At 71.8% G+C, this 25,346-nt stretch carries 24 protein-coding genes and 1 tRNA gene; 9 read left to right on the top strand and 16 right to left on the bottom strand.

What is annotated here, in order from left to right:
- Positions 1 to 85: 85 nt before the first annotated feature.
- From ABEA34_RS16025 to ABEA34_RS16010, 4 genes are all read left to right on the top strand, one after another.
- Positions 86 to 1,537 (top strand): sensor histidine kinase, encoded by a 1,452-nt coding sequence (locus ABEA34_RS16025; protein WP_345522380.1) that lies wholly within the window; start codon positions 86 to 88, stop codon positions 1,535 to 1,537.
- The gene (locus ABEA34_RS16020; protein ID WP_345522379.1) at positions 1,515 to 2,225 is read left to right on the top strand and encodes a response regulator; all 711 of its coding nucleotides are present in this window, start codon (positions 1,515 to 1,517) and stop codon (positions 2,223 to 2,225) included. Before ABEA34_RS16025 ends, ABEA34_RS16020 begins: the two co-directional genes overlap by 23 nt.
- Positions 2,226 to 2,341: 116 nt before the next feature.
- Positions 2,342 to 3,841 (top strand): sugar transferase, encoded by a 1,500-nt coding sequence (locus ABEA34_RS16015; RefSeq protein ID WP_345522377.1) that lies wholly within the window; start codon positions 2,342 to 2,344, stop codon positions 3,839 to 3,841.
- Positions 3,842 to 3,974: 133 nt separating this feature from the next.
- Positions 3,975 to 4,739, top strand: a complete 765-nt coding sequence (locus tag ABEA34_RS16010) for a helix-turn-helix transcriptional regulator (protein ID WP_345522375.1) — start codon at positions 3,975 to 3,977, stop codon at positions 4,737 to 4,739.
- A gap of 11 nt (positions 4,740 to 4,750) precedes the next feature.
- Here ABEA34_RS16010 and ABEA34_RS16005 read toward each other — a convergent pair whose 3' ends face one another.
- The 3 genes from ABEA34_RS16005 to ABEA34_RS15995 form a co-directional block, all read right to left on the bottom strand.
- The gene (locus ABEA34_RS16005; protein ID WP_345522374.1) at positions 4,751 to 5,722 is read right to left on the bottom strand and encodes a ribose-phosphate diphosphokinase; all 972 of its coding nucleotides are present in this window, start codon (positions 5,720 to 5,722) and stop codon (positions 4,751 to 4,753) included.
- Positions 5,723 to 5,762: 40 nt separating this feature from the next.
- The gene (gene glmU / locus ABEA34_RS16000) at positions 5,763 to 7,232 is read right to left on the bottom strand and encodes a bifunctional UDP-N-acetylglucosamine diphosphorylase/glucosamine-1-phosphate N-acetyltransferase GlmU (RefSeq protein WP_345522373.1); all 1,470 of its coding nucleotides are present in this window, start codon (positions 7,230 to 7,232) and stop codon (positions 5,763 to 5,765) included.
- A 1-nt stretch (position 7,233) separates the two neighbouring features.
- Positions 7,234 to 7,312: transfer RNA gene (locus tag ABEA34_RS15995), tRNA-Gln, on the bottom strand.
- 42 nt (positions 7,313 to 7,354) lie between these two features.
- Here ABEA34_RS15995 and ABEA34_RS15990 point away from each other — a divergent pair.
- Complete coding sequence (locus ABEA34_RS15990; RefSeq protein WP_345522372.1) at positions 7,355 to 8,440, top strand: ATP-dependent DNA ligase; 1,086 nt, start codon at positions 7,355 to 7,357, stop codon at positions 8,438 to 8,440.
- A gap of 10 nt (positions 8,441 to 8,450) precedes the next feature.
- On the top strand, positions 8,451 to 9,011 hold the full coding sequence (locus ABEA34_RS15985) for a hypothetical protein (protein ID WP_345522371.1): 561 nt from the start codon (positions 8,451 to 8,453) through the stop codon (positions 9,009 to 9,011).
- Here ABEA34_RS15985 and tsaE read toward each other — a convergent pair.
- From tsaE to glmS, 6 genes are all read right to left on the bottom strand, one after another.
- Entirely contained in the window at positions 8,981 to 9,922 is a 942-nt protein-coding gene (gene tsaE / locus ABEA34_RS15980; protein WP_345522370.1) for a tRNA (adenosine(37)-N6)-threonylcarbamoyltransferase complex ATPase subunit type 1 TsaE, read from the bottom strand. The two genes, ABEA34_RS15985 and tsaE, sit on opposite strands and share 31 nt — an antisense overlap.
- Positions 9,919 to 11,010, bottom strand: a complete 1,092-nt coding sequence (locus ABEA34_RS15975) for an alpha/beta fold hydrolase (RefSeq protein WP_345522369.1) — start codon at positions 11,008 to 11,010, stop codon at positions 9,919 to 9,921. The genes tsaE and ABEA34_RS15975 overlap by 4 nt, the downstream gene beginning before the upstream one ends.
- Positions 11,007 to 12,137 (bottom strand): alanine racemase, encoded by a 1,131-nt coding sequence (gene alr, locus ABEA34_RS15970; protein ID WP_345522368.1) that lies wholly within the window; start codon positions 12,135 to 12,137, stop codon positions 11,007 to 11,009. The genes ABEA34_RS15975 and alr overlap by 4 nt, the downstream gene beginning before the upstream one ends.
- 16 nt (positions 12,138 to 12,153) lie before the next feature.
- Positions 12,154 to 13,563, bottom strand: coding sequence for an NAD(P)H-hydrate dehydratase (locus ABEA34_RS15965; RefSeq protein ID WP_345522367.1), 1,410 nt, complete (start codon positions 13,561 to 13,563; stop codon positions 12,154 to 12,156).
- Positions 13,564 to 13,637: 74 nt separating this feature from the next.
- Positions 13,638 to 13,988, bottom strand: coding sequence for a holo-ACP synthase (locus ABEA34_RS15960; RefSeq protein WP_345522366.1), 351 nt, complete (start codon positions 13,986 to 13,988; stop codon positions 13,638 to 13,640).
- 4 nt (positions 13,989 to 13,992) lie between these two features.
- On the bottom strand, positions 13,993 to 15,837 hold the full coding sequence (gene glmS / locus ABEA34_RS15955) for a glutamine--fructose-6-phosphate transaminase (isomerizing) (RefSeq protein ID WP_345522365.1): 1,845 nt from the start codon (positions 15,835 to 15,837) through the stop codon (positions 13,993 to 13,995).
- 66 nt (positions 15,838 to 15,903) lie between these two features.
- Between glmS and coaA the strand changes: the two genes are divergently transcribed.
- On the top strand, positions 15,904 to 16,884 hold the full coding sequence (coaA, locus tag ABEA34_RS15950; RefSeq protein WP_345522364.1) for a type I pantothenate kinase: 981 nt from the start codon (positions 15,904 to 15,906) through the stop codon (positions 16,882 to 16,884).
- On the opposite strand, the gene ABEA34_RS15945 is transcribed toward coaA, so the two are convergent.
- The 6 genes from ABEA34_RS15945 to rplM form a co-directional block, all read right to left on the bottom strand.
- Positions 16,871 to 17,302 carry a hypothetical protein gene (locus ABEA34_RS15945; protein WP_345522363.1) on the bottom strand — a complete coding sequence of 144 codons (432 nt, stop codon included), beginning with the start codon at positions 17,300 to 17,302 and terminating at the stop codon, positions 16,871 to 16,873. The two genes, coaA and ABEA34_RS15945, sit on opposite strands and share 14 nt — an antisense overlap.
- 42 nt (positions 17,303 to 17,344) lie before the next feature.
- On the bottom strand, positions 17,345 to 17,929 hold the full coding sequence (locus tag ABEA34_RS15940; RefSeq protein WP_345522362.1) for a DUF8017 domain-containing protein: 585 nt from the start codon (positions 17,927 to 17,929) through the stop codon (positions 17,345 to 17,347).
- A 10-nt stretch (positions 17,930 to 17,939) separates the two neighbouring features.
- Positions 17,940 to 18,080 (bottom strand): hypothetical protein, encoded by a 141-nt coding sequence (locus tag ABEA34_RS15935; protein WP_345522361.1) that lies wholly within the window; start codon positions 18,078 to 18,080, stop codon positions 17,940 to 17,942.
- 26 nt (positions 18,081 to 18,106) lie between these two features.
- The gene (gene glmM / locus ABEA34_RS15930; RefSeq protein ID WP_345522360.1) at positions 18,107 to 19,468 is read right to left on the bottom strand and encodes a phosphoglucosamine mutase; all 1,362 of its coding nucleotides are present in this window, start codon (positions 19,466 to 19,468) and stop codon (positions 18,107 to 18,109) included.
- Positions 19,469 to 19,592: 124 nt separating this feature from the next.
- The gene (gene rpsI, locus ABEA34_RS15925; protein ID WP_345522359.1) at positions 19,593 to 20,090 is read right to left on the bottom strand and encodes a 30S ribosomal protein S9; all 498 of its coding nucleotides are present in this window, start codon (positions 20,088 to 20,090) and stop codon (positions 19,593 to 19,595) included.
- 56 nt (positions 20,091 to 20,146) lie between these two features.
- Positions 20,147 to 20,590 carry a 50S ribosomal protein L13 gene (gene rplM, locus ABEA34_RS15920; protein WP_345522358.1) on the bottom strand — a complete coding sequence of 148 codons (444 nt, stop codon included), beginning with the start codon at positions 20,588 to 20,590 and terminating at the stop codon, positions 20,147 to 20,149.
- A 280-nt stretch (positions 20,591 to 20,870) separates the two neighbouring features.
- On the opposite strand from rplM, the gene ABEA34_RS15915 reads away from it, so the two are divergent.
- Both ABEA34_RS15915 and ABEA34_RS15910 read left to right on the top strand, forming a co-directional pair.
- Positions 20,871 to 22,160, top strand: a complete 1,290-nt coding sequence (locus ABEA34_RS15915; RefSeq protein ID WP_345522357.1) for a citrate synthase — start codon at positions 20,871 to 20,873, stop codon at positions 22,158 to 22,160.
- The gene (locus ABEA34_RS15910) at positions 22,151 to 22,774 is read left to right on the top strand and encodes an HAD family hydrolase (protein ID WP_345522356.1); all 624 of its coding nucleotides are present in this window, start codon (positions 22,151 to 22,153) and stop codon (positions 22,772 to 22,774) included. Before ABEA34_RS15915 ends, ABEA34_RS15910 begins: the two co-directional genes overlap by 10 nt.
- Here the strand turns inward: ABEA34_RS15910 and ABEA34_RS15905 are convergent, their stop codons facing one another.
- Positions 22,775 to 25,243 carry a choice-of-anchor A family protein gene (locus ABEA34_RS15905; RefSeq protein WP_345522355.1) on the bottom strand — a complete coding sequence of 823 codons (2,469 nt, stop codon included), beginning with the start codon at positions 25,241 to 25,243 and terminating at the stop codon, positions 22,775 to 22,777.
- Positions 25,244 to 25,346 lie beyond the last annotated feature (103 nt).

The following is a 25,346-nucleotide window of genomic DNA, read 5'->3' as shown; positions in this document are numbered from 1 at the left end:
CAACGGATGGCATCGAGGGTCCAGCTTGGTCCGCCCTTCGGCGTCTGTCCGGCGAGCGGGGGCGTAAGACGGGGGAGACCACGCCATGTCGCAGCTGCAGGCATCCTTCAAGGCGACCGACGGTCGCAGGTCCGGCGTGGCCGCCGGCGCTCTCGTGCTCGCGCTCGTCGCCCTGCTCTGGCGCGACGCCGCTGGGCCCGCCCTCGGGATCGAGTCCGTCGCCATGATGAGCGCGCTGCTCGCCGACATCGCGGTGCTGTGCGCCGGCGTCCTCTTCTACACCCACTGGAGGGTCGGACTGGCCCAGACCACCGCCTGGCTGGTCACCGCCGTGGTGGCTTTCTCGCTGCAGGGTCTGCACTGGTTCGTGCTGACGCTGGGAACGGGACCGCGGCCCCAGGAGGGCGCCGCCTGGATCGCCAGCTACCAGATCTTCACGACCCTGGGTCTGGGGCTCCTCGTCGTCTGGTCCGAGCGTCTCCCCGTGCGACACGACCCGCTCGTGGCGGGACTGGTGCTGGGGTTGCTCGTGACGACCGGACGCGAGGTCCTGCTCGCGCTCCCTCTGACGGCTCCGCCCACCGGCGCCTACGCCGTGATCGTGGTGACCCTGACCGCTGTCGGAGCCGTGAACGCCGTGGCCCTGGCCCGCTTCCGCGCCTTCTCGCCGTGGCTCCGCCGCCGCCTGTGCGTGGCCAGCGTGCTCCTCGGCGTGGGCCAGGCCGCTGCCTTCCCCCAGGAGGCGCCGCAGTGGCTGACCTCGGTCAGCATCGCCACCAACCTCCTCGGCGCCGCCGTCCTGGTGGCGACTGCGTTCGTGCTGGCCCGTCACTCGATCCTCGCCGAGAGCGAGGCGGTCGCCGTCCTCCAGCGCCGCCTCAAGAAGGCCGAGCTGGGCCTGCACGACGACCAGACCAGGCTCCACGAGCTGCGTGCGACCGTGGCCGGCCTGTCGTCGGCCACCCGCCTCCTGCACCATCAGTCAGGCATCAGCGAGCTGCGCCGGTCCCAGCTCGAGCAGATGATGGAGTCCGAGCTGGACCGGATGACCAGGCTGATCAGCGGCCGGCCGTCGGCGCCACCGGGACGGGTCGACCTCGACACAGTGCTGGGACCCGTGGTGGAGCGTCAGCGCGCGGCCGGCTGTCGAATCGCCTGGCAGCCCACCGGGACGTGCGCGCACGGCCGCCCCGACGACATCGCCGAGATCGTGAGCATCCTGCTCGGCAACGTGCAGCGCCATGCGCCGCGCAGCCGTGCCGACCTCGTGGTCCGGACGACGCGGGGCTCGGTCGAGATCGTGGTCACGGACTCGGGTCCTGGCGTCGAGCGTCACGTGCGGCATGCCGTCTTCGACTGGGGCAGGCGCGGTCCGTCGTCGGACGGGCAAGGGGTCGGTCTGGCCTCGGCCCGACTGTTGAGCCTGGACCTCGGCGGGTATCTCCGGTTGGAGGACCGGGCCGGGCCGGGTGCGACGTTCATCCTCGGGCTGCCCATGGCGGAGGAGGCAGTGGGTGACCACGCCAGCACCGCGTAGACAGCTCCGGGTCCTGATCATCGAGGACCACGCCTTGTTCGCGGAGTCGCTCGAGCTCGCTCTCAACCTGGACGGCTACGACGTACGACGACTCCCCATCCCCGAGGTCAGCGCCGCCCAGGCCCTCCTGGCGTCCGTCGTGCGCCTGCACCCCCGCATCGTCCTGCTCGACCTCGACCTCGGTCAGTTCGGGGACGGGATCCGCTTGATCACGCCGATCGTCAGGACGGGCGCCAACGTGGTCGTGGTGACGGCGGCGACCGACCGAGCGCGGTGGGGGGAAGCGCTGCGCAACGGCGCGCGCAAGGTGCTGAGCAAGTCCCAACCACTCAACGAGATCCTCTCGACCGTGCGTCGGATCAACCAGGGCTTCCCGGTGATCGACGTCGAGGAGCGCGAGGCGCTGATCGCGCACTGGCAGGAGCAGACCAAGGAGCGCGGCGCGCTCGAGTCCCGCCTCGCGCTGCTGACGCCTCGTGAGGAGGTGGTGCTCGGCGAGCTGATGCAGGGCCACACCGTGAGCGACATCGCCGCGAGCAGCGTCGTCTCGGCAGCCACGGTCCGCACCCAGGTGAAGTCGATCCTGGCCAAGCTCGAGGTGTCCTCCCAGCTCGCCGCGGTCGGCCTCGCCAACCAGTCGTCGTGGCGCCCTCCCTCCGAGCGCAGGCCACCTCGCAGCTCCGACTGAACGACCTCGGCTATTGCCCCATATGAGGCATGTCCCACCCGGCGTACCTGCCTAGATTCTTGGCACCATCCGGATTCGTCGGCACCGGCCGACCCCGAGGTCGAGGAGCGGTGGCGTTGACGGCGTTGACACCCTGGGGGGCACAGGCGGAGGCGGCGCCGTCGGACACCCGGCCCGAGTCGCTCCAGCTGGTGAGGGTGTCCGCCGTCGACGACCGGGACGAGACCCGCCACGCGGGCGTCCGGCTGCCCCGCGCGCTGCGCTCGGCCCGGGTCTGGCTCGTCGCCGCGGACGTGGCGGTCACGAGCACGGTTCTGGCCGTGCTGGTCGCCCGGGACAAGGCCCTGACGACCAGCCCCGCGACCCTGGTCCTCTTCGCCGCCCTCTGGTGCACCGCAGCACTCGCCAACGCAGGACGTCGGTCGGACTCGGCACTCGCCCCGGGTCCGGGATCCGTCGGCCGGACCCTCCTGGCCGTGGGCCTCTGCTGCTGGACAGCGGACGCCCTGCTCGACCTCCGGGTGACATCGGCCCAGCTGCTGGCCCTGACGGCGGCCCTCGCCGTCGCGGCCGTCGTCCCACGCGCCGTGCTGCTCGCCGCCGTCCGCACCTGGCACCCGGTTCGGGTCGTGATAGCCGGCGAGGGCGACGACGTACGTCGCCTGCTGCTCGACCTCGACCGAGGACCGGCGTCGCGCTGGCGGGTCACGGCGGTCTGCGTCGACGACGAGGACGCCGACGGTCACGCGGCCGCGCAGGAGCACGGCATGCCGACCTACCGGGGCATCGGAGACGTCGTGTCGGCTGCGGCCGACACGGGCGCCACCGGGGTCCTCCTGGCACCGGGTCGGGATCTCTGTCCGGCGACGGCTCGGCGGCTGTCGTGGCTCGCCCACGACGCGGGGCTGGACGTCTTCCTGGCGACCGGTCTGCTCGACGTCGCTGCCGCCCGGGCCACGTTGGTCGCGGGCGGCGACCGTGGGCTCATCCACCTCCGGCCGACGACCACTCCCTCGCTCGCCCGGCGGGTGAAGGGCGTGACCGAACGCGCCCTGGCGGCTCTCGCACTCCTGGCGTTCCTCCCGCTGCTCGTCGCGATCGGGGTCGCGATCCGCGTCGACTCGGCGGGCGGCTCCCTGTTCCGGCAGACCCGGGTCGGCCGCGACGGCAGGACGTTCACGATGTACAAGTTCCGCACGATGGAGGTCGACGCCGATCGTCGGGTCGCGTCACTCGCCGACGACAACGAGAGCGACGGCGTCCTCTTCAAGATGCGCCGCGACCCGCGGATCACGCGGATCGGTGGGCTGCTGCGGCGCTACTCCCTGGACGAGCTCCCCCAGCTGCTGAACGTGCTCCTCGGCCACATGTCCCTGGTCGGGCCGCGGCCCGCCCTGCCGCAGGAGGTCGAGCGGTACGGCGTCGAACCGCACCACCGCCTGGCCGTCAAGCCCGGGCTCACCGGTCTCTGGCAGGTGTCCGGCCGCTCCGACCTCTCCTGGGAGGAGTCGGTCCGCCTGGATCTCCACTACGTCGACAACTGGTCGCTCGCGATGGACGTCGAGATCCTCCTGCGGACCGTGCGGGCCGTCGTCGGCCATCGGGGCGCGTACTGACGGGTCTCGGCCCTGTTTCGTGGCCCGGTCGGACTATCGGGAGTAGCCCTTTCGAGTCAACTTGCTCTAGGGACGTGCGCCCGCTCCTCATCGGTGCTCGACTTCAGATCAGACTGGTAGTCAGGGGGACGATATGCCAGAGCAGGCACTTGCACCTCGCCCGAAGAGCGCGCGCGGGCCACGCGCCCACGCGCCGCACGCCGCCCAGGCTCCGCCGAGGTGTGCTGCTCGTCGCCCCCGGGTCGCGGTCGTCGACCGGCATGCTCTGGTCGCCGAGGCGATCGGGCTGTCCCTCGCGGGCATCTTCGAGGCCACCCCGGTGCCGCTCCAGTCGTGCACGACGACCGCCGCGGCACGCGACGCCATCCTCAGGTCGCGCGCCGACGTCGTCATCCTCAGCCTGTCGCCCGGGGGCATGATCGACACCATCGCCCTCGTCGAGCAGGTCAGCCGGCACGGGGTGAGCGTGCTGGTGTGCGGTGATCACCTCCATCTCGAGGACGCCCGCCGCTACCTCGGCGCCGGCGCGACGACGTTCTGGAACACCGGCGGTGTCGCCGACGTCGTACGAGCGGTCTGGCGGGAGGCGGAGCGGCGCGATCGGCAGCCCTCCGGCGGCCCTCCACGTCCGTGCGACACCCCGAGGCCTGCCGAGCGGGGACATGACCCACGCGGCGCCCTCGCCGCCCTGACGCCCGCCGAGGCGAAGATCCTCTGGGCGTTGATGCAGGGCAGGTCCGCCGACGTCATCGCGCGCGACCACGTCGTGTCGATCGCGACCGTCCGGACCCAGATCAAGCAGGTGCTCAGCAAGCTCGGCGCCAAGTCACAGCTCTCCGCCGTGGCGCTCGCCTGGCGGGCCGACTGGGCCCCCCACGAGACCGTCGGCGGTCCCTGACCCCTGCTGACTCAGGTGTGCCCGTCGAACATCGAGGTCACGGAGCCGTCCTCGAAGACCTCGCGGATCGCCCGGGAGACCAGCGGCGCGATCGACAGGCAGGTGAGCTTGTCGAACTCCTGCTCGGAGTTCAGCGGCAGCGTGTTGGTGACGACGACCTCGACGGCCGGGCAGTTCTTCAGCCGGTCGACGGCGGGGCCGGACAGGATCGCGTGGGTCGCCGCGATGACGACGCCCGCGGCGCCGTCGGCCATCAGCGCGTCCGCCGCGTTGGCGATGGTGCCGCCGGTGTCGATCATGTCGTCGACGAGCACGCACATCCGGCCGGTGACGTCACCGACGACGCGGTTGGCCACGGTCTCGTTGGGCCGGTCGGTGCGGCGCGACTTGTGGATGAACGCCAGCGGGGCGCCGCCGAGGCGGGCCGACCAGCGCTCGGCGACCTTGATCCGTCCGGCGTCCGGGGAGACGATCGCGAGCGGCTGGGTGCCGTACTTGGTCTTGATGTGGTCGGCCAGGATCGGCAGCGCCATCAGGTGGTCGACGGGGCCGTCGAAGAAGCCCTGGACCTGGTCGGCGTGCAGGTCGACCGCGATCAGCCGGTCGGCGCCGGCGGTCTTGAAGAGGTCGGCCATCAGCCGGGCCGAGATCGGCTCGCGGCCGCGGTGCTTCTTGTCCTGGCGGGCGTAGCCGTAGAACGGCATGACGACCGTGATCCGCTTGGCGCTCGCCCGCTTCAGGGCGTCGACCATGATCAGGTGCTCCATGATCCACTCGTTGATCGGGGCCGTGTGGCTCTGGATCACGAAGGCGTCGCACCCGCGGACGGACTCCTCGTAGCGGACGTAGATCTCCGAGTTCGCGAACTCGTACGCCGAGGTCGGCACCAGGTCGGTGCCGAGCAGCCGGGCCACCTCCTCCGCGAGCACGGGGTGGGCCCGTCCGCTGAAGACCATCAGGTTCTTCTCGGTGGTCTTCTTCATTCCGGTCACGGTTTGTTGCTCCTCGGTCGCCGGAGAGGGTTCAGTCTGATTCTGCCACGCGCTGCTCGTCGTCCGGTCGGCCGCCCGACCCGTCGGACAGCGCCGCCTCGGCGGCCTCGGCCTGAGCCGTGCCCGCGCGCTTCGCGAGGGCCCATCCCTCGATGTTGCGCTGCGGCCCGGCCGAGACCGCGAGGGCGCCAGGCGGCACGTCCCCGCGTACGACGGTCCCGGCTCCGGTCGCGGCCCCGTCCCCGATCTCGATCGGGGCGACGAAGGTGTTGTTGGAGGCGGTCCGGGCGTGCTTGCCGACCTTGGTGCGGTGCTTCCGCACGCCGTCGTAGTTGGCGAAGATCGTGCCGGCGCCGATGTTGGTGCCCTCGCCGATCTCCGCGTCGCCGACGTACGACAGGTGCGGGACCTTGGCGCCGTCGCCGATCACGGCGTTCTTGGTCTCGACGAACCCGCCGATCTTGCCGCGGGCGCCGAGGACCGTGCCGGGGCGCAGGTAGGAGAAGGGCCCGACGGTGGCGTCCTCGCCGATCACCGCCAGCTCGCCCTGGGTGCGTACGACGCGGGCGCGCGGCCCGATCTCGCAGTCCTTGAGCGTGCAGTCCGGACCGACGACGGCGTCCTCGCCGACGACGGTGGCACCGAGCAGCTGCGTGCCGGGGAGGATCGTGACGTCGGCGGCGAGCACCACGTCGGCGTCGATCCAGGTGGTCGCGGGATCCATCACCGTGACGCCGTCCCGCATCCAGCGGGTGACGATGCGCCGGTTGAGCTCGGCCCCGAGCCGCGCCAGCTGGACCCGGTCGTTGACGCCTTCGGTCTGCAGCACGTCGTCGATCGGGTAGGCACCGACGGTCAGGCCGTCCTCGCGGGCGATCGAGATGGTGTCGGTCAGGTAGAACTCGCCGTTGGCGTTGTCGTTGCTCAGCCGCGGCAGCGCCCCGACCAGGAACTCCGCGTCGAACGCCAGGATGCCCGAGTTGATCTCGCGGATCTCGCGCTGGTCGGTCGTCGCGTCCTTCTCCTCGACGATCGCCTCGACGTCGCCCTCCTCGTTGCGCAGCACCCGGCCGAGGCCGAAGGGGTCGTCGACGAGGCCGCTGAGGATGCTCACGCTGCGCTGCGCGGCCTCGTGCTCGGCGGCGAACGCCCGCAGGCTGTCGCCCTGCAGCAGCGGGGTGTCCCCGGTCGCGACGATCACCGTGCCGGTCGTCGTCCCGACCGCGTCCATCGCGACCCGCACCGCGTGGCCGGTGCCGTCCTGGGACTCCTGGACCGCCAGCACCGCGTCCGGCACCAGCCCGAGGATGTGGGCGGAGACCTGCTCGCGCTGGTGGCCGACCACGGCCACGATCCGGTCCGGCTCGAGCGCTGCGGCGGCCGCCAGGACGTGGCCGATCATGCTGCGACCCCCGATCGGGTGCAGCACCTTCATGGTCTTCGACTTCATGCGGGTGCCGCCACCCGCAGCCAGGACGATGACCGTCAGCTCACTACTCATGCTCCCCGGGCAGGAGTCGAACCTGCGTCGCTAGTCCTGATTCAAAGTCAGGCGGGCCCTACCGGCAGACCAACCGGGGAATGTCCACGGACTGGATCACCCTAAGGGCTAGCGTGGCCAAGGTGGACCTGCCCGTCATGCCGCCCGTCCAGCCGATGCTCGCGAAGTCGGTCAAGGGGATCCCCGACCCGGCGAAGTACGACGGCCTGAGCTTCGAGCCCAAGTGGGACGGCTTCCGGTGCATCGTCTTCAAGGACGGCGACGAGGTCGAGCTGGCCAGCCGCAACACCAAGCCGCTGACCCGCTACTTCCCCGAGGTCGTCGCCGCGATGCGCGAGCAGCTGCCGGACCGCTGCGTGCTCGACGGCGAGATCTTCGTGTCCGTCGGCGAGCGGCTCGAGTTCGAGGTGCTCCAGGAGCGCATCCACCCGGCACAGTCCCGCATCGACATGCTGGCCGAGAAGACGCCCGCGTCGTACGTCGCCTTCGACCTGCTCGCGCTGGGCGACGAGTCGTACGCCGACCGCCCGCTCTCCGAGCGTCGCGCGGCGCTCGAGCAGGCGCTCGGCGGGCTCACCGGGCCGTGCTTCCTCAGCCGCACGACGACCGACCCGGCGGAGGCCGAGGACTGGTTCCACCAGTTCGAGGGCGCCGGGCTCGACGGCGTCGTGGCCAAGCCGCTGTCCGCGCCGTACCAGCAGAACGCCCGCACGATGCTCAAGATCAAGCACGAGCGCACCGCGGACGTCGTGGTGGCGGGCTATCGCGAGCACAAGACCAGCACGCCCGAGAGGCCGCTCCTCGGCAGCCTCCTGCTCGGGCTCTACCGGGACGGCGAGCTGCAGCACGTCGGGGTCAGCGCGAGCTTCACGGCCGCGCGCCGCGCCGAGCTGATCGAGGAGCTCCAACCACTGGTCTGCGACATCGCCGACCACCCGTGGGGGCGGTGGAACGAGTTCCTGACGGCCAACCCGGACCGCGTCCCGGGCACGCAGAGCCGCTGGAGCCAGGGCAAGGACCTGTCGTTCACGCCGCTGCGGCCCGAGCGGGTGCTGGAGGTGGCGTACGACCACATGGAGGGCCGACGGTTCCGGCACACCGCGCAGTTCCGCCGCTGGCGCACCGACCGCGACCCCGAGTCGTGCGGCTACGAGCAGCTCGACGAGCCCGTCAGCTACGACCTGGCTAGGATTCTCGGTGTCCACTAGGAAGGCAGACATGTCGGAGAACGCAGGTGAGGACTACGACGTCGTCCTCCTGATCGAACAGGCGCTCAGCGAGCAGGACGCCGCCCAGGTGCACTCGCTGCACGAGGGGCTCGTCGACCAAGGGGTCGTCTACCACGTGCTGCTCCCGCTGGAGGACGCAGCGGCGCGCATCGAGTCCGCGATGGGCTCGCTGACCGCCGGGGACATGCTCGCGTCACCGACGATCCCGATGAGCGAGGTCGACCTCGACGCGGTCCGCAAGGACTGCGAGGACCGGACCGACTCCGAGCTGAAGCAGACCCTCGACGCGCTCACCAAGAGCGGTGCGGTCGCGCGGGGTCAGGTCGTCACCGATCCGCCGATCGACGCGCTGGCCGCGAAGGTCGCCGAGGTGGACGGCCGGGAGGCGATCATCCTGACCCGCCCCCACGTCGTCGCGGAGTTCTTCCACCTCGACTGGACGTCGAAGGCGCGGCGCAAGCTCGGCGTACCGATCCTGCACCTGCTGGAGCACGAGACGTTCGACGAGCAGTCCGAGGCCTACGGCGAAGAGGGCATCACGGGGCTGTAGCCCAGTGCCCGGAAGGACAGCGCGTGCCAGCGCGGTCCGATCGGGGTGAGCTCGACCCGGCGCGGGTCCAGGCCGTCGTGCGGGGCGTCGCCGCGCAGGATCGCGACCTCGAGACGGGACTCGGAGAGCCCTTCGGCCAGTCCCTCGCCCCACTCGACGACCGTCACGGCGTCGTCGAGCGAGGTGTCGAGGTCGAGGTCGTCGAGCTCCTCGAGGCCGCCGAGGCGGTAGGCGTCGACGTGCACCAGGTCGGGGCCGCCGACCAGCGAGGGGTGCACCCGCGCGATCACGAACGTCGGCGACGTGATGTCGCCCCGGACCCCGAGACCTGCGCCGAGTCCCTGGGTGAACGTGGTCTTGCCGGCACCCAGCTCGCCGCTGAGCACGATCAGGTCGCCCTTCGCGAGGTGACCCGCGAGCGCCCGGCCGAGGTCACGCATCGCGTCGGCGTCGGGCGCCTGGACGACGTGGGTGCGCAGCGGCCGCCGCAGCTCGACGTTGGGTGGGTCCCGCCGGATCTCCCGGAACCCCTGCCGCTCCCAGAACCGCACGGTCTGCGGCAGCTCCTCGCGGGCCACCACGGTCAGGTCGGCGGAGCCCTCGGCCGCCTCGACCGCGGCTTCGATCAGCGCGGCGGCCACGCCGTGCCCCTGGGCGTCGGGCGCGACGCCGAAGCGACGCAGGTACGTCGTGCTGCCGACCGGGTCGAGCACCAGGGCGCCGACCGGCCGGCCGTCGATGCAGGCGAGCAGCCCACCGTGGTCGGCCAGCTTGGCGGCGAGGCTCTGCTCGGTCTCCTCGAGTGCCGCTGCGGGCGGGTCGAGCGGCGGCCGGGCCGCGAACGCGGCGCGGACCACCGCGAGCACCTGTCCCGCCGACTCCGGGCCGACGCGGGTGACCTCCACCGTCACCGTGCGTCCTCGGCCCCGGTCGCGGCCAGCAGCCGGTCGAGCTCGCCGTTGACCTCGGAGTGCCGTTCGAGGATCACCATGTGCCCGGCGCCGTGGCACTCCAGGAGCGTGGAGCCGTCGATGCCGGCCTGGAGCTTGCGACTGTGCCCGATGGAGGTGAGCTTGTCGTCGGTGCCGCAGATGACCGCGGTCGGCACCTTCGCCAGCACCCCGATGGAGTCGAACTTGTCCAGCGAGGAGAAGCCGGGGAAGAACTCCGCGACCACCTCGAACGGCGTCGAGGACAGCATCCGGTCGACGAACTCGACGTAGCTGCCGGGCACGTCGTCCCCGAACGCGAGCTGGGCGGTGGCGACCAGGGCGACATCCTTGCCGACCCGGCGGAAGCCGTCGACGATCTTGTGGGTCCGGGCGAGCGTCGAGATGGCACGGCCCACCGGACCGGCGCTCCCCCACGCCGGCACCATCGGGAAGAGGATGCGGCTGGGCTCCAGGCCACCAGCGGTCGTCGAGATCAGCGCCGCTCCGACGACGCGGTCGCCGAAGAGCTCCGGGTGCTGCTCGGCGAGGGCGACGACCGTCATCCCGCCCATCGAGTGGCCGACGACCACGACCGGGCCCTCGGGCGCGACGGCGTCGATCACGCTCAGCAGGTCGCGTCCGAGCTGGTCGATGGTGGCGTTCCCCATCGGCGAGCGGCCGGAGCGGCCGTGCGAGCGCTGGTCGTAGTAGACGGTGCGCACCGGGCCGTGCCCGAGCTCGGTCCGGAAGTGCTCCCGCTGGAAGTGCCAGCAGTCCAGCTCGAGCGCGTAGCCGTGCGCGAAGATCACGGTCAGCGGCGGCTTCGCCTTGCGCCGCCGGCTCTTCGCGGGGGTCGTGGGCTCGTCGACCTCGACGTGCAGCGGCGTGCCGTCGTCGGCCACGACCGTGATCGGCTCGGAGTGCAGCGAGCCGAAGGCGGGCACGTCTCCCGGTGCGCGCTCGGCGATGCGCCGTCGCTGCCGGGTGACGCCGACGCCTGCGCCGGCGGCCGCGAGGCCGACGGCACCGACGGTCGCGGCTCCGAGGATCCGTCCACGCATGCTCATCTGTCGACGTACCTCCGGGTCATCCTGCCCCCGACGCGCGTGACGATCTCGTAGGAGATCGTGCCGCTGGCCTCGGCCCAGTCCTGCGCGGTGGGCTCCCCGTGGCTGCCGTCGCCGAAGAGGACGACGTCGTGGCCGGCGCCCGGCAGGTCGCCGTCGAGGTCGACGACGAACTGGTCCATGCACACCCGGCCCCGGATCGCGCGCTGCTTGCCGTCGACGAGCACGTGGGCGACGTTGCTGGCATGGCGGGGCACGCCGTCGGCGTACCCGACCGGCACGAGGCCAACCGTGGTGTCCGTCTCAGCGGTCCAGGTGTGGCCGTAGGACACGGACGCGCCGGCCGCCAGCGGCTTGGTCTGCGCGAGCGTGGCGCGCACGGTCATCGCGGGGCGCAGCCCGAGGTCGGGGGTGTGGCCGGGGGCGGGGTCGAGCCCGTAGGACGCCAGGCCGACGCGCACCAGGTCGAAGCGGGCCGAGGGCCGCAGGATCGCGCCCGCCGAGTTGGCGAGGTGGCGCACCTCGGGCCGGAGCCCGGCGTCCTCGGCGACCGCGAGCGCCTCTCGGAAGAGGGCCTCCTGGGCGTCGTTGGCCGGGTGGTCGGGCTCGTCGCTGGCCGCGAGGTGGGACCAGACGCCGGTGACCTGCCAGGTGCCGTCCTGCTCGCCTGCGAGTGCGGCGGCGACGACGTCGGGCCAGGTGTCCATCGGGGCGCCGCCTCGTGAGAGCCCGGTGTCGACCTTGAGCTGGACCCGCGCCGGGCGGCCGGCGACCGCCACCGCCGCCTCGATCTCGTAGAGCTCGGCGACGGAGTAGGCGGTCACGTCGATGTCGGCGGCGATCGCGAGGGCGTGGTCCTCCCCCGGCACGGTCAGCCAGCACAGCACCCGGCCGGTGTCGCCGCCCTCGCGCAGGGCGAGCGCCTCGTCGATCGTGGCGACGCCGATCCAGTTGGCCCCGGCCTCCCGGGCAGCCCTGGCGGTCTCCGCCATGCCGTGCCCGTAGCCGTCCGCCTTGACGACCGTCATCATCGCCACCCCGGTCAGCTCGCGCAGCCGGCGGACGTTGTGCCGGATCGCTCCGAGATCGACGACGATCTCGGCGCGCGCTGCCGGCAGGGGGCTCATGAGAACGATTGTCCCATCACGCCCTGGGGAGCCCCTGGACGGCTTCCGGGATGGACGCCGCGACCTGGCTGGCCACCAGCGGGCCGCCCCGTCCGGCGAGGGTGGCGGCGGCACCGTGGAGCCACGATCCGACCGAGGCGGCGTCGTACGCCGTGAGGCCGGCGGCGAGCAGGGCACCGATGAGGCCGCCGAGGACGTCGCCGGCGCCGGCGGTGGCCAGCCAGGGGGTGCCGGTCGTCGTCGCGCGAACCCGCCCGTCCGGGTGGGCGACCAGGGTGTGCCGGCCCTTGAGCAGCACCACCGCGCCGTACGTCGTGGCCGCGCGGTGCGCGTGCTCGAGCGGGCGGGCCTCGATCTCGCTGCGGTCGGCACCCAGCATCGCCGCCAGCTCGCCGGCGTGCGGGGTGAGCACGGCGTGCGCCGGGAGCGGGCCCTCGCCGTGCGCGAGCGCGTCGGCGTCGATGATGAGCGGCACGTCGTCGGAGAGCGCGGCGGCGAGCTCGTCGCCCGCGTGCTCACCCCCGCCGGACCCGACCACCCAGGCCTGGACCCGGCCCGGCCCGACGACCTCGGGGTGGGCCTGCCGGACCCGGTCGGCCACGGCGTCGGGCCCGACGTACCGCACCATGCCGACCAGCCCGCTCGCCGCGCCGGCGACGCTGAGCAGCGCGGCTCCGGGGTACTGCGTGCTGCCGGCGCGGACGCCGACCACGCCGCGGGTGTACTTCTGCGCGTCCGGCGTCGGCCGCGGGAGCAGGGCGGCGACGTCGGCGGGCTGGAGCGCCTCGACCGGTGCGTCGGGCAGCTCGAGTCCGATGTCGACGAGGTGGATCGCGCCGCAGGCCGCGGCGGCGGGGTCGACCAGGTGCGCGACCTTGTGGGTGCCGAACGTGACGGTCAGGTCGGCCGTCACGTGCGGCCCGTCGAGCTCGCCGGTGTCGACGTCGACGCCGCTGGGGGTGTCCACCGCCACGATCGGGATGCCCGCCACGGCCGCCACGGCCGCCAGCGCCTCCTGCGCCTCCGGCCGGAGACCCGGGCGACCCCCGATCCCGACGATCCCGTCCACCACCACATCGGGTCGTGAGTCCGAGCGGGCGCCAGGGCGCGCCCTGGGGCTCACGACCCGGCCACCGGCGGCTCGCAGCGCGGCGATCCCGCCCTCGTGCGCGTGGTCCGAGAGCAGCCACGCCTCGACCTGCGTGCCGCGCCGGGCGAGCAGCGCGCCGGCGTACAGCGCGTCGCCGCCGTTGTCGCCCGACCCGACGAGCAGCAGCACGTGGCGCCCGTACGCCGTGCCGAGCAGGTCGATGATCGCGTACGCCAACCCGGCGGCCGCCCGCTGCATCAGCGCCCCGTCGGGCAGCCGCGCCATCAGCTCGGCCTCAGCGGCCCGCACCTGCTCGACCGTGTGCGCGCGCCTCATGCTCCCCACGCTAGCGGGGTCGTGTGCCCCAGGACGCCGCACAGACCGTTGTCAGGCGCACGACCCGTCACAGGTCAGGACTCCAGCACCACCACGGCCGAGGCGATGCCGGCGTCGTGGGAGAGCGAGACGTGCACGGAGGCGACCCCGAGCTCGTCGGCCCGCGCGAGCACCGACCCCCGCAGCTCCATCACCGGGCGGCCGGAGGACTCGGAGACGACCTCCGCGTCGTGCCAGTGCAGGCCGACGGGGGCGCCGAGCGCCTTGGCGAGGGCCTCCTTGGCGGCGAACCGGGCGGCCAGCGACGCCAACGGACGCGAGGCTTCGGCCGGGGTGAAGAGCCGGGCGGACAGCCCAGGGGTGCGGGTGAGCGACTCCCCGAAGCGCTCGATGTCGACGACGTCGATGCCGACCCCGATGATCACGGGGTCACTCCACCGTGACGGACTTGGCCAGGTTGCGCGGCTGGTCGACGTCGTGGCCCATCAGCGTCGCGAGCTCGCAGGCGAAGAGCTGCAGAGGCACGACGGCCACCAGCGGCTGCAGCAGCACCGGCACCTTCGGCAGCCGGATGATCACGTCGGCGTACGGCGTGATCGCGTCGTCGCCGTCCTCGACCAGGCAGATCGTCCGAGCACCGCGGGCGCGCACCTCCTGGATGCCACTGACCATCTTGTCGCGCAACTGGTCCCGTCCGGCCGGCGGCACGACGCACAGCACCGGCAGGCCCTCCTCGATCAGCGCGATCGGCCCGTGCTTGAGCTCGCCCGCCGCGAAGCCCTCGGCGTGGATGTAGGCCAGCTCCTTGAGCTTGAGCGCGCCCTCCAGGGCCACCGGGTAGCCGGCGTGCCGCCCGAGGAAGAGCACCGAGCGGGTGCCGACGTGGTCGGCGGCCATCTCGTAGATCGCCGGGGAGTCGTCCAGGACCCGCTGCACCTGCTCGGGGATGGCCTCGAGCTGCGCCATCACCTGGTCGATCTCGTCGCCGTACCTCGTGCCCTTGACCTGCGCGAGGTAGAGCGCGAGCAGGTAGCAGGCGACCAGCTGGGTCAGGAAGCCCTTCGTCGACGCGACCCCGATCTCGGGGCCGGCGTGCGTGTAGATCACCGCGTCGGACTCGCGCGGGATCGTCGAGCCGTTGGTGTTGCAGATCGCAAGCACCTTCGACCGCTGCGTCCGCGCGTGCCGGATCGCCTGCAGGGTGTCGGCGGTCTCCCCGGACTGGCTGATCGCGACCACCAGCGTGGAGTAGTCGAGGATCGGGTCGCGGTAGCGGAACTCCGACGCCAGCTCGACCTCCACCGGCACCCGGGTCCAGTGCTCGATGGCGTACTTCGCCACCATGCCGGCGTAGAACGACGTGCCGCACGCGATGATGATGACCTTGTCGACGTCGCGGAGCTCCTGGTCGGAGAGCCGCATCTCGTCGAGGTGCAGGTGCCCCTCCGGGGTACGGCGGCCCAGCAGCGAGTCGGCCACCGCGCGCGGCTGCTCGTGGATCTCCTTGCGCATGAACCAGTCGTGGCCGTCCTTCTCGGCGGCCGACAGGTCCCAGTCCACGTGGTAGCGGCGACCCTCGGCCGGCGTCCCATCGAAGCCCACGATCGACACGCCCTCGCGGGTGATCGTGACCACCTGGTCCTGGCCCAGCTCGAGCGCCTCGCGGGTGTGCTCGATGAACGCCGAGACGTCGGACCCGAGGAAGTTCTCCCCGTCACCCAGGCCCACCACCAGCGGCGAGTTGCGGCGGGCGGCGACCACCCGCGTGGGGTCCTGCGAGTCGACGGCGACGAGCGTGAACGCTCCTTCGAGCCGGGCGACCAGCTGCAGCATCGCCGCGGTCAGGTCGGCCCCGCCGATGACCAGGAGCTCGAGCAGCTGGGCCGCGACCTCGGTGTCGGTCTCGGAGAGCAGCACGTGGTCGTGGACCTCGAGCTCGGCGCGCAGCTCGGCGAAGTTCTCGATGATGCCGTTGTGCACGAGCGCGACGCGTCGCACGTCGCCGCTGTGCGGGTGCGCGTTGACGTCGGTCGGCGCGCCGTGCGTCGCCCACCGCGTGTGCCCGATGCCGATCGTCGCCGCGGGCAGCGGGTGGTCGACGATCGCCTTCTCCAGGTTGGCGAGCTTGCCCGCCCGCTTGTCCGAGGCGATGGCGCCGTCGGTGACGAGCGCGATCCCGGCGGAGTCGTAGCCGCGGTACTCGAGTCGCCGGAGTCCTTCGATGACGACGTCCTGGGCCTGCTTCTCCCCGACGTACCCGACGATGCCGCACATGGGGGTCACTGTATCGACCGGGCACCCGCCGTCCGACCGCCCAGGTCGGCTGCAACAATCTCCGGCATGTCTTCCCACGGGCACGGCGGCGCGACCGACGAGCCCACCCGGGAGTCGTCGCCCTACATCGAGCTCGACCGCTCCGCCTGGGCGGCGCTGGCCCACGAGGTGGAGAACCCGCTCACCGCGGAGGAGATCCGCCGGCTGCGCGGCCTCGGCGACCAGCTGGACCTCGACGAGGTGCAGCAGATCTACCTCCCGCTCTCCCGCCTCCTCAGCCTGTACGTCGAGGCTGCGGGCGGGCTCTACCGCAAGCAGGAGGAGTTCCTGCACCAGGTGCAGCCCACCCGGACGCCGTTCGTGATCGGCCTCGCGGGCTCCGTGGCGGTCGGCAAGTCCACGACCGCCCGCGTGCTCCAGCAGATGCTCGCCCACTGGCCGGAGCACCCCAACGTCGCGCTCGTGACGACCGACGGCTTCCTCTACCCCAACGCCGAGCTCGAGCGCCGCGGCCTGCTGCAGCGCAAGGGCTTCCCCGAGTCCTACGACCGCCGCGCGCTGATGCGCTTCGTCGTCGACATCAAGTCCGGCAAGGACGAGGTCGAGGCGCCCGTCTACTCCCACCTCACCTACGACGTGATGCCCGGGGAGAAGGTGGTCGTCAAGCGGCCCGACATCGTCATCATCGAGGGCCTCAACGTCCTCCAGCCCGCCCGGGTGCGCGACGACGGCCGCAGCGGCCTGACACTGAGCGACTTCTTCGACTTCTCCGTGTACGTCGACGCCGGGCGCGACAAGATCCGCGACTGGTACGTCGAGCGCTTCCTGCGGCTGCGGGAGACGGCGTTCCGCGACCCCGGCTCCTACTTCGCCAAGTACGGCGCGCTCTCCCCCGACGAGGCGGTCGCCGAGGCGACCCGCATCTGGGACACCATCAACGGCCCCAACCTGGCCGAGAACATCCTGCCCACCCGGTCCCGCGCCACCCTCGTGCTGCGCAAGGACCGGGACCACTCGGTCCGCTACGTGCGGCTCAGGAAGCTGTAGGCGCCGACTTCGGCGTCCGGTTCGCCGGGTCGAGCAGCATGCCGAGCCCGATCCCCAGCATCCACACATCCTTCGCGACGCCCATGCCGGCCTGGCTGGGCCAGATGCTGCCCGGCTCGCGCATCGACGGCGTCCGCGCGTAGAGCGCCATCAGGCCGCCGGAGAAGGCGGTCAGCGCGAGCCCGGCCTTGCGGTTGGAGACGAACGGCGTCAGCAGCAGCGCACCGGTCGCCACCTCGCCCGCGGAGAGCAGCTTGAGGAAGGTCGGGGGCTTGATCGCCTGGAGCGGCGGGATCGCCGCGGCGGCCATGCCGTGGACCCCGGCGGCCTGCTCGGGCCCGCCGTTCCACTTCCCGAGGCCGGCGTGCAGGACGAATGCGCCGGTGGCGACGCGCGTGGGCAGGTTGCGAAGCTTCATGCCGCCAGCGTACGTCGAAGCGGACCGCGGTCCGGATCGTGGTCATGCCGGCGGCCTCAGGCTGCGCAGGATCCGCACGATCTCCCCGTGCGCGAGCGTCCCCGCCTCGCCCGCGTCGGCGACCACGACCACCCGCACCCCGCCGGAGCTCAGCATCGCCAGCTCGATGCCGGCCGCGGCGCACGGCCCGCTGCCGCCGGGCAGTCGCACCCACCGCACGGTCCCCTCACGGCCGTCCGCCAGCTCGACCGGGTCGCGGCGCTCCTCCCCCGGGCCGCCACCCAGCCCGGCGCGCCACGCGTCGAACGCGTCCTGCGTGAAGCCCGCGAACCCCCGGTTGGAGTCGCCGGGCTGCTCCGCGCAGGAGCCGTCGCGGTAGACGGCGGGACCGGTCACGACGGCGACCGGCTTGCCGGCGTCGTCCTCGTAGTAGATCCGGCTCCGCGCTCCCCGGACCGCCCAGTCCTTGCCCGGCACCTCGAACCGGGCGCCGGTGCCGGGATCCGTGACCGCGAGCGCATCCGGGTCGTCGCCGCCGACGTACGTCGTCACCGCCAGCGCCGCGGTCGCCAGCACTGCGAGGACGGCGACCACGGCCAGCGCGACGGCGATCCTGGCCCGGGCCATGGGCAGCGTTCTACCCGATGTCGCGGCGCAGCGTCGTCGTCCTCCCCACGACGGCGAGGACCCCGGCGTAGCCGAGCAGCACGAGGAGCGCCGCCCACCGCGGGAGCAGGTCGGCCGAGCCGTCGCCGACCGCCAGCGCCGGTGCCGTCACGACGCCGACCCTACTGACCGGCGTTGCTACAGGGCGAGCTGCCGCTTGACGACGTCGGCGAGCCGCTCGGCCACCGCGCGCGCCTCGTCCGCGGTGGTGGCCTCGACCATCACGCGGACCAGGTCCTCGGTGCCCGACGGGCGGAGCAGGATCCGGCCGGTGTCCCCGAGCGCGGCCTCCTCCTCGGCGACCGCGGCCGCGACGATCGGGTCCTCGTCGGTGCGGGCCTTGTCGACGTCGGGGACGTTGACCAGCACCTGCGGCAGCCGCGTCATCACCGACGCCAGCGCCCGCAGGGACTGCCCGCTGACGGCCATCCGCTCGAGCACGTGCAGCGCGGTGAGCGTGCCGTCGCCGGTCGTGGCGTACTCGCTCATGATCACGTGCCCGGACTGCTCGCCGCCCAGGCCGTAGCCGCCGACCCGCATCGCCTCGAGGACGTAGCGGTCGCCGACCTTGGTCTGGCGGACGCCGATCCCGGCGCCGCGCATCGCCTGCACGAAGCCGAGGTTGCTCATCACGGTCGCGACCACGGTGTTCTTGGGCAGGTGGCCCGACTCCGACATGCCGACCGCGAGGATCGCCATGATCTGGTCGCCGTCGACGATCTCACCGGACGCGTCCACGGCCAGGCACCGGTCGGCGTCGCCGTCGAGGGCGAACCCGGCGTCGGCACCGTGCTCGAGCACGGCCGCCTGCAGCGGCCCGAGGTGCGTGGAGCCGCAGCCGTCGTTGATGTTGAGGCCGTCGGGCTCGGCGTTGATCGCGATCACCTCGGCGCCGGCGGCCCGCAGGGCCAGCGGCCCCGCTTCGTACGCCGCGCCGTGGGCGCAGTCGAGCACGACCTTGATCCCGGCGAGCGGCCGGGCGAGGGTGCTGACGAGGTGGTCGACGTACTCCTGGACGGGCGTGGCGTACGGCGTGACGCGGCCGACGTCGCCGCCGACCGGGCGCTCCCAGGGCTCGTCCAGGTGCTTCTCGATCTCCCGCTCCACGGCGTCGTCGAGCTTGAGCCCGCCGCGCGCGAGGAACTTGATGCCGTTGTCGGGCATCGGGTTGTGCGAGGCGCTGATGACGACGCCGAGGTCGGCACCGAGGGCCTGGGTCATGTACGCGACCGCCGGGGTCGGCAGCACCCGCAGCCGCAGGACGTCGACGCCGGCCGAGGCCAGCCCGGCGACGACCGCGTGCTCGAGGAACTGGCCGGAGATGCGCGTGTCCCGGCCGACGACGGCGAGTGGCCTGCGCCCGGACGTCAGGGAGGCGTTGAACTCACCCCGGTCGGCCAGGACACGGGCGGCGGCGACGGAGAGGTCCAGGGCCAGCTCTGCGGTCAGATGACCGTTGGCCAGGCCCCGGACCCCGTCCGTACCAAAAATTCTCGTCATGATGGCAGCCTTCTGGGACGCGTGCCGGAGTGCCTCGCAAGGCGGAGCCGCGAAGGCGACCTCCGAGCGAAGCGGGTCGTCGAGCGGCGACAACGCCGCGAGGTGCCCGGCACGCGTTCCAGGATCAGCGCTTGCTGTACTGCGGAGCCTTACGGGCCTTCTTGAGACCAGCCTTCTTGCGCTCGATGACGCGGGCGTCACGCGTGAGCAGCCCGGCCTTCTTGAGCGAGGGACGGTTGGTCTCCTCGTCGATCGAGTTCAGGCACCGGGCCACGCCGAGGCGCAGGGCACCGGCCTGACCGGTGATGCCGCCGCCGTGGATGCGGGCGATGACGTCGAAGCGGCCCTCCAGCTGGAGGTTCGCGAACGGCTCGTTCACGACCTGCTGGTGCAGCTTGTTGGGGAAGTAGGAGTCCAGCGTCCGGCCGTTGACCGTCCACTGGCCGGTGCCGGGGACGATGCGGACGCGGGCGACGGCCTCCTTGCGACGGCCGGTGGCCGCAGCAGGAGCGATGGTCGCCGGACGGGCAGGGGTGTCAGCGTTCGGGGCGCTCTCGGAGCTGTAGGCGATGCCCTGCTCGTCGGCCTCGTAGGTCTCTTCGACCTCGGTGGTGTCAGCCACGATGAATGTTCCTCACTCAGACTTTCTCGACAGAACTCTGGTCGAGATGGGGGCGATTACTGGGAGATCTGCTTGATCTCGAACGGAGTTGCCTGCTGGGCCTGGTGCGGGTGGTTGGGACCCGAGTAGACCTTCAGCTTCTTGAGGACCTGGCGGCCGAGCTTGTTCTTCGGCAGCATGCCCCACACGGCCTTCTCAATGGCCTTGCGGGCGTCCTTCTCGAGGACCTCACCGATCGGAGTGGCAGACAGACCACCCGGGTAGCCGGAGTGGCGGTAGGCCATCTTGGTGACCTTCTTGTCACCGGAGAGGGCGACCTTCTCAGCGTTGATGATGATGACGAAGTCACCGGTGTCAGCGTTGGGAGCGAAGATCGCCTTGTGCTTACCGCGCAGGAGATTGGCGGTCTGAGCAGCGAGGCGGCCGAGGACCACGTCGGTGGCGTCGATGACGAGCCACTCTCGCGTGATGTCGCCGGCCTTCGGGGCGTACGTGCGCACGGAGGAACTTCCTTCGTTCGTAGGTCCCGTGTGACTCTGTGCCGCACGGGTGGTGGTGGTGCGGCGCCCTCTGACGAACTCTGCCCGGTTCGATCTCGTCCGGGTCTGCATCCGGACTCCGTGGGGGGTCCGGACGCGGCAGGAGGCGCGACTGACAAGAGTACGGGCGCCTCGCTGACCGTGTCGAATCGTGGGTGCCGCGCCGTCCCGGAGCCGAGCACCCGTCCCAGGATCGGACACCGGGTTCGCACGCCTCCCAGGTGCCGACTAAGTTGAGAGGGTGACTGATTCTCTCACCGTCCGTGACAACCGCACCGGACAGGAGTACGAGGTCCCGATCGCCGACGGCACCATCAAGGCCGCCGATCTGGGCAAGATCAAGGCCGCCGACGACACTCCGGGCCTGGCGGTCTACGACCCGGGCTTCGTCAACACCGCGTCCTGCCGCAGCTCCGTCACCTACATCGACGGGGAGAAGGGGATCCTGGAGTACCGGGGCTACCCGATCGAGCAGCTGGCGGAGAAGTCCAACTTCCTCGAGGTCGCCTACCTCCTCATCCACGGCGAGCTGCCCACGCAGGCGCAGTACGAGGAGTGGGTGCACGAGATCACCTACCACACGTTCGTGCACGAGAACGTGAAGTCGTTCATGCAGGGCTTCCGCTACGACGCGCACCCCATGGGGATGCTGATGGCGTCGGTGGGAGCCCTCTCGACGTTCTATCCCGACGCGCGCAACATCAGCGACGCCGAGAACCGGCACATCCAGATCGTCCGGATGATCGCCAAGATGCCGACGCTCGGCGCCTGGGCCTTCCGGCACGCGCAGGGCAAGCCGTACGTCTACCCGGACAACGACCTGAGCTACACGGCCAACTTCCTCTCGATGCTCTTCAAGATGAGCGAGTCGAAGTTCGAGGCCGACCCGCGCCTGGTCAAGGCGCTCGACGTGCTCTTCATCCTGCACGCCGACCACGAGCAGAACTGCTCGACCAACGCGGTCCGCTCGGTCGGCTCCTCGCAGGTCGACCCGTACTCCGCGGTCGCGGCCGGCGTCGGCGCCCTCTACGGGCCGCTGCACGGTGGCGCCAACGAGGCGGTGCTGCGGATGCTGCGGCGCATCGGCACCAAGGAGAACATCCCCGCCTTCATCGAGGGCGTGAAGAACGGCAACGAGAAGCTGATGGGCTTCGGACACCGGGTCTACAAGAACTTCGACCCGCGCGCCACCATCATCAAGAAGGCCTGCGACGACGTCTTCGAGGTCACCGGGGTCAACCCGCTGCTCGAGATCGCCAAGGAGCTCGAGAAGATCGCGCTCGAGGACGAGTACTTCATCAAGCGCAAGCTCTACCCCAACGTGGACTTCTACTCGGGCCTGATCTACGAGGCGTTCCAGTTCCCGCCGGAGATGTTCACCGTCCTGTTCGCGATCGGTCGTACGCCGGGCTGGCTGGCCCAGTGGTCCGAGCTGGTCCAGGACAAGGAGCAGAAGATCGCGCGCCCGAAGCAGATCTACACCGGCGACCGCGGTCTCGACTTCGTGCCCGCCTCGGAGCGGTGGGCCTGAGCACGACCCCCGCGGGCGTGGTCCTCGACCTCGGCAACGTCCTCATCGACTGGCAACCGGCCCTCGCCATCGCGGCGGGGGTCGGTGCCGTTGAGGCGCAGCGCTTCCTGGAGGCCGAGGACTTCGACTTCATGGCGTGGAACCACGAGCAGGACAGTGGTCGCCCCTGGGCCGACGGGGTCGCCGAGGTACGCCGTACGCACCCGCACTGGGCCGCCCACGCGGACGCCTACCTCGAGCACTTCCCGGCATCGCTCGGCGAGGTGCCGGGCACCACGCAGATCGTGCGCGAGCTGCACGACCACGGCGTACCCCTCATCGGCCTGACCAACTGGTCCGACGAGCTCTACTACCCGTACGCGGCGCCGCGCTTCGAGGTGCTGCGGATGCTCGACGACGTCGTGGTCTCCGGCGAGGTCAAGGCGGCCAAGCCCGATCCGCGTGCCTACGAGATCGCCGCCGAGCGGAGCGGCCTCCCGCTGGAGCGCCTGGTCTTCGTCGACGACAAGCAGCTCAACGTCGACGCCGCGGTCGCCCTCGGCATGGACGGGATCGTCTTCACCGACGCGACCGCACTGCGCGCCGACCTGCGTGCCCGCGGTCTGCCGGTCTGATCAGCCGAGCCGGACGGCCTTCACCACGGTCCTGCCGCGTGTCGGGTCGAGCACGACCCGGACCCGGTCGAGGCGGGCGAGCCCGCGCCTGGCCTGCTTCGACAGCTTGACCTTGGCGGTCGCCGAGGACCCGGCCCGCAGCTTCACGGTGCCCCGGGCGACCACCTTGCCGGCGACGCGGAGCTTCACGACGCCCGTGCCCGGCATCGACGACAGCACCGTCATCGCGGCGCCGGACCTCGCGACCCGGACCACGCCGACGATCGAGGCCGTCGCGGCGCCGGGCTGCACCGTGACGGTGGCGCTCGCCGAGTTGTTGAAGTCGTTGGCGTCCGCGGAGGTCGACGTGACGGTCGCGGTGTTCACGACGGGCACCGGGTCGTCGGTGCCCATCTGCTCGGTGCTGGTGCGGTCCTTGAGGCAGACCAGGTCGAGCGTCGCGGTCTTCGCGGTGCCGGACTGGTTGTAGAGCCGGAACGCGCGGGCCTTGAGCCGCGGGTCGTTGCCGAACGGCGTGACCCCGGACGGCAGCTCGAAGGTCGCCACGACGCCCTTGCCGTCGTCGGGGCAGATCACCTGGTACTCGTTGCCCTCGCTCGCAGTGTTGCCGGGGACGCTGACGGTCTGCACGACGTGGGTGAGGAGCAGCTCGTGCGTGTGGCCGTAGACCGCGCTCGTCGTGGTGCGCAGGCACCGCGCGGTGAACGTGGCGGTCACCGGCGCGGTGACGTCGAGCGTGAAGGTCCAGACCCGCGGGTGCGCCGCGCCCGTCTCCGAGCCGACCAGCGTGGCACCGGCCGAGGACAGGTCGAACCCGGGCGCGACGGCCACCGTCCCGGTCGGGCAGGTGAGGCTGGCGGTCGAGCGGCCCACGCCGTACGACCGGGTGGTGGTCACCAGGGCCGCGTCGGCGGACAGGGCGTGCTGGTGGCTGTCGGCGTACCCCGTCTGCCGGTCGGCGGACTCGGTCCTCGCGGGCAGGCAGACGATGAACGCCTTGGCCTGCGCGCGGCCGGTGGCGTCGTTGCGGATGACGCCCTTCCAGGTGCCGAGCGCGGTGGACTGGGCGCTCAGGACGCGGACGTCGGTGATCGCGCCGGTGCCCTGGTCGACGTGGTCGACCCGGAACTGGCCGTCGCTGAGGATGTCGCTCCCGGTGCAGGCGAGGGTGACGCTCTTCTGCTGACCGGGCTCCAGGTCCACCTGGGCCTCGGCCTTGTACGGCGTGAGCCAGTGGGTGGCCTGCGGGTGCGAGACGGGACCGGCGCCGGCGATCGGGTTGGCCGTCACGGTCACGGTCACCGAGGTCGAGGCTCCTGCGTTGAGCGAGCCGACGTTGCAGGTGACGACACCGGCGGACCGGGTGCACGGCGGGCTCGCGGAGACGAAGGTGACCCCGCCGGGCAGCTGGTCGCGGATGCTCACGCCGGTCGCGGTGGCGTTGCCGACGTTCGTGGCGGTGAGCGTGTAGACGACCGTGTCGCCGCCGTGCGGGCTGGCGGTCGACGCCGACTTCGTCACCGTGACGTCGGAGGTCCCGGGTGCCGACGGCGGCGACGGCACGCACGCCTCGCTCGGGAAGTTGTTGAGGTGCGTCTCGTAGTTGGACGAGAAGGACTTCGCGAGGACCTGGCCGATCGTGTGACCGGCCGAGGCGATGGTGACGGCCGCGTTCGGGGCCAGGATCGTGCCCGGGAAGGCCGCGCCGTAGCTGACCGTGACCGCGGTGGCGTCGGGGAAGTTCCAGACCAGGCCGGCGTACGCGCCCTTGATGGTGCCGTCGGCCGCCTGGCTCCAGCTCGACCCGCTGCCCAGCCAGGCCTGGCCGGCGATCGTCGGCGTCGCGCCCGGGACGTTGATGATCGTGGTGGCGCCGCTCGGCACGTTGAGGCCGAGGTGCTTGCCGCTCGCGAGAGCGGCCGCGTCGCCGGCCGAGAGGGTGAAGACGTTGAGCGACGCGCTCGTGCCGGTGAGCACCAGGGCGGCGTTGCCGCCGGTGGTCCCGGCACTGACGGTGCCGGTCGCGGCCGCCGCGCCCCACGAGGTCGACAACGCCCGCAGCCCGGCGAAGGCCGTCGCGAAGTCGACGGGGTTGCTCGCCAGGTAGTGGCCGCCCCCGTTGAAGTTCACCCCGCTCGCGGGGCTGAGGTAGGCGCTGCCCTTCTGGAGGTTGAAGCCGCCGTGCGTGCCCGCCACGACGAGCGTGGGGTCCGACGAGCCCGACGTGAGCCGGGTGCCGACGGTCATCCCGTTCGCGTCGAGGTTGCCGCCCCACGCGATGGCGCCCTCGGACTCCGAGCCGCGGTGCCCACTGCCCTCGATGAACTCGGTCCACCCGGAGGCGATGCCAAACGGGTTGGACGCGGCGACGCCCGTCGCGCAGGTCGGCGTCGCGTCGGCGCGGCCGCCGAACGGCGCGACGGTGGACACGAGCGCCGCGGACGCGACGACAGCGATGACGACAGGCACCCTCAGCGCGCTGACAGCGCGCAGACGTGCAGCAGTTCCCCCCACGACGTTAACCCCCCAGCTAGGTCGTGGGGACCACGATGGCAGCCACGACCCCGGGCCG

The organism is Nocardioides conyzicola, assembly GCF_039543825.1.
Lineage (GTDB): Bacteria > Actinomycetota > Actinomycetes > Propionibacteriales > Nocardioidaceae > Nocardioides > Nocardioides conyzicola.
Note: the sequence above shows the minus strand (reverse complement) of the source record. Positions and strands in the feature narration are given on the sequence as shown.

Bases quoted from the DNA above. Each gene is read 5' to 3' on its own strand.
- alr (WP_345522368.1), bottom strand. From the start codon at position 12,137: ATGAGCCCCCTGCCGGCAGCGCGCGCCGAGATCGTCGTCGATCTCGGA.
- ABEA34_RS15975 (WP_345522369.1), bottom strand. From the start codon at position 11,010: ATGAGCATGCGTGGACGGATCCTCGGAGCCGCGACCGTCGGTGCCGTC.
- glmU (WP_345522373.1), bottom strand. From the start codon at position 7,232: ATGAGTAGTGAGCTGACGGTCATCGTCCTGGCTGCGGGTGGCGGCACC.
- glmM (WP_345522360.1), bottom strand. From the start codon at position 19,468: ATGACGAGAATTTTTGGTACGGACGGGGTCCGGGGCCTGGCCAACGGT.
- coaA (WP_345522364.1), top strand. From the start codon at position 15,904: ATGTCTTCCCACGGGCACGGCGGCGCGACCGACGAGCCCACCCGGGAG.
- ABEA34_RS15985 (WP_345522371.1), top strand. From the start codon at position 8,451: ATGTCGGAGAACGCAGGTGAGGACTACGACGTCGTCCTCCTGATCGAA.
- ABEA34_RS16025 (WP_345522380.1), top strand. From the start codon at position 86: ATGTCGCAGCTGCAGGCATCCTTCAAGGCGACCGACGGTCGCAGGTCC.
- ABEA34_RS15945 (WP_345522363.1), bottom strand. From the start codon at position 17,302: ATGAAGCTTCGCAACCTGCCCACGCGCGTCGCCACCGGCGCATTCGTC.
- glmS (WP_345522365.1), bottom strand. From the start codon at position 15,837: ATGTGCGGCATCGTCGGGTACGTCGGGGAGAAGCAGGCCCAGGACGTC.
- ABEA34_RS15940 (WP_345522362.1), bottom strand. From the start codon at position 17,929: ATGGCCCGGGCCAGGATCGCCGTCGCGCTGGCCGTGGTCGCCGTCCTC.
- ABEA34_RS15965 (WP_345522367.1), bottom strand. From the start codon at position 13,563: ATGAGGCGCGCGCACACGGTCGAGCAGGTGCGGGCCGCTGAGGCCGAG.
- ABEA34_RS16005 (WP_345522374.1), bottom strand. From the start codon at position 5,722: ATGAAGAAGACCACCGAGAAGAACCTGATGGTCTTCAGCGGACGGGCC.
- ABEA34_RS16010 (WP_345522375.1), top strand. From the start codon at position 3,975: ATGCCAGAGCAGGCACTTGCACCTCGCCCGAAGAGCGCGCGCGGGCCA.